Origin of the sequence: Halobacillus sp. BBL2006 (genome assembly GCF_000786645.1) — a bacterium.
Taxonomy (GTDB): domain Bacteria; phylum Bacillota; class Bacilli; order Bacillales; family Halobacillaceae; genus Halobacillus.
Window position 1 is genome coordinate 1 of the sequence record NZ_JRNX01000367.1, and the last position, 3,581, is coordinate 3,581.

The window sequence follows — 3,581 nt, forward strand, 5'->3', positions numbered from 1 at the left end:
TTTTCTTATATGCGGTCATGAGGCACTCCTCCCATCATTTCTCGCTAAGTAGAGGAAAAAAGGTACACCGATCAGCGCGGTTACGGTTCCTACAGGAGTCTCGAAAGGTGGGTTGATCATTCGGGACGCGGTGTCGGCGATGATTAACAAAATACCACCAAGAATCGCTGAGCATGGGATGATGGTCCTGTAATCTGAACCAACTAGGAAGCGGGTGATATGAGGGATGACGAGCCCGATAAACCCGATGGTCCCTGACACCGATACCGCAGCTCCCGTCAACAAAAGGACAACGACCGTACCGATTAGTTTCGTTACCCATGTTTTTTGCCCGAGGCTTTTTGCTACGTCCTCACCAAGGCTTAGAGCGGAAATCGATTTCCCTAAAAAGAGAGCGACGATTGTGCCGAACAGGGCTACCGGTCCGAGAAGCTTAATGTGAACCCATTGGATGCTTGATAGTCCGCCAGCATACCAGAAGCTAATGTCTTTGGCGATATTGTAATGGATCGTAATCGCTGAAGAGACGGACGTGAATAATGCCGTTACCGCCGTTCCTGCGAGCGCGAGCTTCACCGGAGTCAATCCTGTTTTTGAAATGGATCCGACCAGAAAGACGATTGCCGTTCCTAGCCCAGCGCCGCCGAAAGCCCAAAGCATCATCGTTAAATTTGAGGCGGAGGGCATGAGAGCGAGTGCAATCGCCATCGTGAACATCGCTCCCGCCGTCACACCCATAATCGATGGAGAGGCGAGGGCGTTCCGGGTCATTCCCTGCATAATTGATCCGGACATCGCAAGCGCAGCACCGATCAATGCCGCAGCGAGTGCCCGGGGGATGCGGAGGTTGACGATGATCTGATGAGACGAGGAGGACGCGTTATAATTGGTTAAGCTCGCCCAGATTGTTTGAAAATCTATATCAGCTGCCCCGTACATGATAGATAGTGCCATGGATAGTAAAAGGATGCCAACACCAGCGGTTAATATTACCGTTGCCGTAATCGTTTGAATGCTCGTCGATGATCGTCCTGTTGGCTGATAAGACATGGGCTGACCTCCTCTCCGAATGAAATCTATGTATGTACATCACTCATAAATGTCTTTATTGAGAAACATTATCATTGTATTATACATCCTTCAATTCGGCAATTGTGACTGCTTTGTGAAGGGTTTGTCATCAGAATGAAAAGCGCTTGTAATTGAAAATGATAATTGTTATCATTTAAATCAATACTTTTGAATTTATAGGGGGAGAATCAATGAAATCATTTAAGTTTATTTACATAGCCTTGACCTTGATGGCACTGCTGATGATGGCTGCTTGTGGCAGCGATAATGAGGATACAAGTACAGATGAAGAAAACCAGGGCACAGAGGAAGCTGACAGCAATGACGGCGGTGAACGCACGGTGACAGATGCGATGGGGCATGAAGTGACGGTCCCGGAAGAGCCGAAACGCGTGATCGCTTCTTACCTGGAGGATTACCTTGTTGCCCTTGATATCAAGCCTGTCGCGCAATGGTCCGTTTCTGACGGAGCTTCTGTCCAGGGGTATTTACAGGATTCATTGGAAGACGTACCTACTTTGCCGCACGATCTTCCTTTAGAAACGGTAGCAAGCTTCGAGCCTGATCTCCTTTTGATGGACTCCGCCGGTATGGTCGAAGGGAACAAATATGATCAGTACTCCAAAATTGCACCGACATATGTTGTCGGAGAAGCAGAGAATAACGATTGGCGAGAAGAGTTGAAGCGTGTGGGAGAAGTCTTTGGTAAAGAAGAGGAAGCTGCGCAAGTGCTTGAGGACTATGAGCAAAAAGCGGCTGAAACGAAAGAACAAGTTCAGTCGTCCATCGGTGATGAGTCTGTCGCCGCGATCTGGCTTGTCGGCAACACTTTTTACGTTGTGAACGATCAATTATCCGCAGGAGATGTGTTGTACAATGACCTGGACATTACGAAACCGAACGTCGTTAAGGAAATCGCAGAGAAATCCACATCCAACTGGTCTGAAATTTCCCTTGAGAAGTTAGCTCAGCTGGATGCCGATCATATCTTCCTCATCAACAGTGATGGCGAAGGAGCCGAAAAGCTTCAGGATGATATTTGGAAAAACATCCCCGCTGTGAAAAATGGAAACATTTACGAATACGCTGAAGATAAATCCAGCTGGTTATACACTGGACCGGTTGCCAACACGATGATGCTTGAAGATATAAAAGGTCAATTAGTAAAATAAACTTTAAAAGCGCCTGACTCCTTCTTTTTTATAAAAGGGTTCAGGCGCTTTTTTTATTTATCTGGATGGTAGAAGTCGAAGAAGACCTTTTTGTAACAAGTTGAAACTCTTTCCAGGTCACACCAGATTGCTGGGGCTTTATTCGTTTACTAAAAATGGAAAGAGCAATTTTATTTTCTGTCTTAAAAAAATGTGCTACACTCCAAAAATGTGAAATTATTCAACTAGAATTTTTTGACAATTCAAATGATTTTGCAGATAGGAGAGAGAGTATGAATAATGGACAAGCATTAATACAAGAACCAATGGCGATATTCGCCTACCTTATTGCGGTTGTCGGCATTGTTTTTATGTTATCAACCGTGGAATATAAGCCGGTTAAGAAGTTCTTCCGGTATTTACCACCACTGATTTGGATGTACTTCTTGCCGATGCTTTCGACGACGTTCGGTATCATCCCGCAGAGCTCGGATTTGTATAGCTTTCTAAGCACGTACATGCTTCCAGCAGGTTTGCTGTTGTTGATGATCAGTACAAACGTACCGGCGACGTTCAAGCTTGGCGGGAAAGCGGTCCTCGTTTTCTTAGCAGGTACAGTCGGGGTCGTAATTGGTGGCCCGATCGCATTTGCGCTCTTCCAGGGGATCCTTCCTGAAGAAGCGTGGCGCGGCGTCGGTGCCCTTGCAGGAAGCTGGATTGGCGGATCTGCCAACATGGGGGCCATGATTGAAGCCTTCAACACGCCTGATGATATTTTAAGTCCGATCATCCTTACCGATACGTTGGTTGGAATCGGCTGGATGGGTGTGATGATTTCCTTTGCGAACTTCCAGGAACGTTTCAACAAGTGGAATGGAGCGGATAACTCCACGATCAAAAAGGTCAATGAAGATATTGCGACAGACGTGCAGCGTAACGCCAAGCCGCTTCAGCTGCCACAGCTGTTCGGTATCATTGCCGTCGGCTTCGCAGGATCCTATTTAGTCCGTCTGTTTGCAGATTTATCGTTCATTCCAAAATCCGATGTCATGAACACATCCACATGGACGTTCTTAATCATTACGGCTGTCGGGATTGTCTTATCCTTCACGAAAGTGCGTAATCTTGAATATTATGGGGCAAGTAAAATCGGTTATTTAGGCATCTACTTGTTCCTGACCGCCATTGGCGCTCAGGCGAACTTGATGGACATTGTCCAGGCGCCTCAATTCATTTTGATGGGCTTGGTCTGGTTAGCGATTCACGTTCTTTGTATCTTCCTTGCTGCACGATTGTTGAAAGCACCGCTTTTCTTCGTCGCAGTAGGATCACAAGGGAATATCGGCGGGACAAGCTCTG

Annotated in this window: 3 protein-coding genes; 2 read left to right on the plus strand and 1 reads right to left on the minus strand. The window is 46.6% G+C overall.

All coding sequences use genetic code 11. The features are described 5' to 3' along the window. Positions 1–15: 15 nt before the first annotated feature. Positions 16–1,050: an iron ABC transporter permease gene (locus LD39_RS11530; RefSeq protein WP_035546496.1), complete on the minus strand. Its 1,035-nt coding sequence runs from the start codon at positions 1,048–1,050 to the stop codon at positions 16–18. 212 nt (positions 1,051–1,262) lie between these two features. Here LD39_RS11530 and LD39_RS11535 point away from each other — a divergent pair, with 212 nt between their 5' ends. Together LD39_RS11535 and LD39_RS11540 are read left to right on the plus strand one after the other, a co-directional pair. Then, the gene (locus tag LD39_RS11535; protein ID WP_035546498.1) at positions 1,263–2,243 is read left to right on the plus strand and encodes an ABC transporter substrate-binding protein; all 981 of its coding nucleotides are present in this window, start codon (positions 1,263–1,265) and stop codon (positions 2,241–2,243) included. A gap of 272 nt (positions 2,244–2,515) precedes the next feature. Further along, positions 2,516–3,581 (plus strand): DUF819 domain-containing protein (locus LD39_RS11540; protein WP_035546500.1); only part of this gene is annotated, 1,066 nt, incomplete at its 3' end.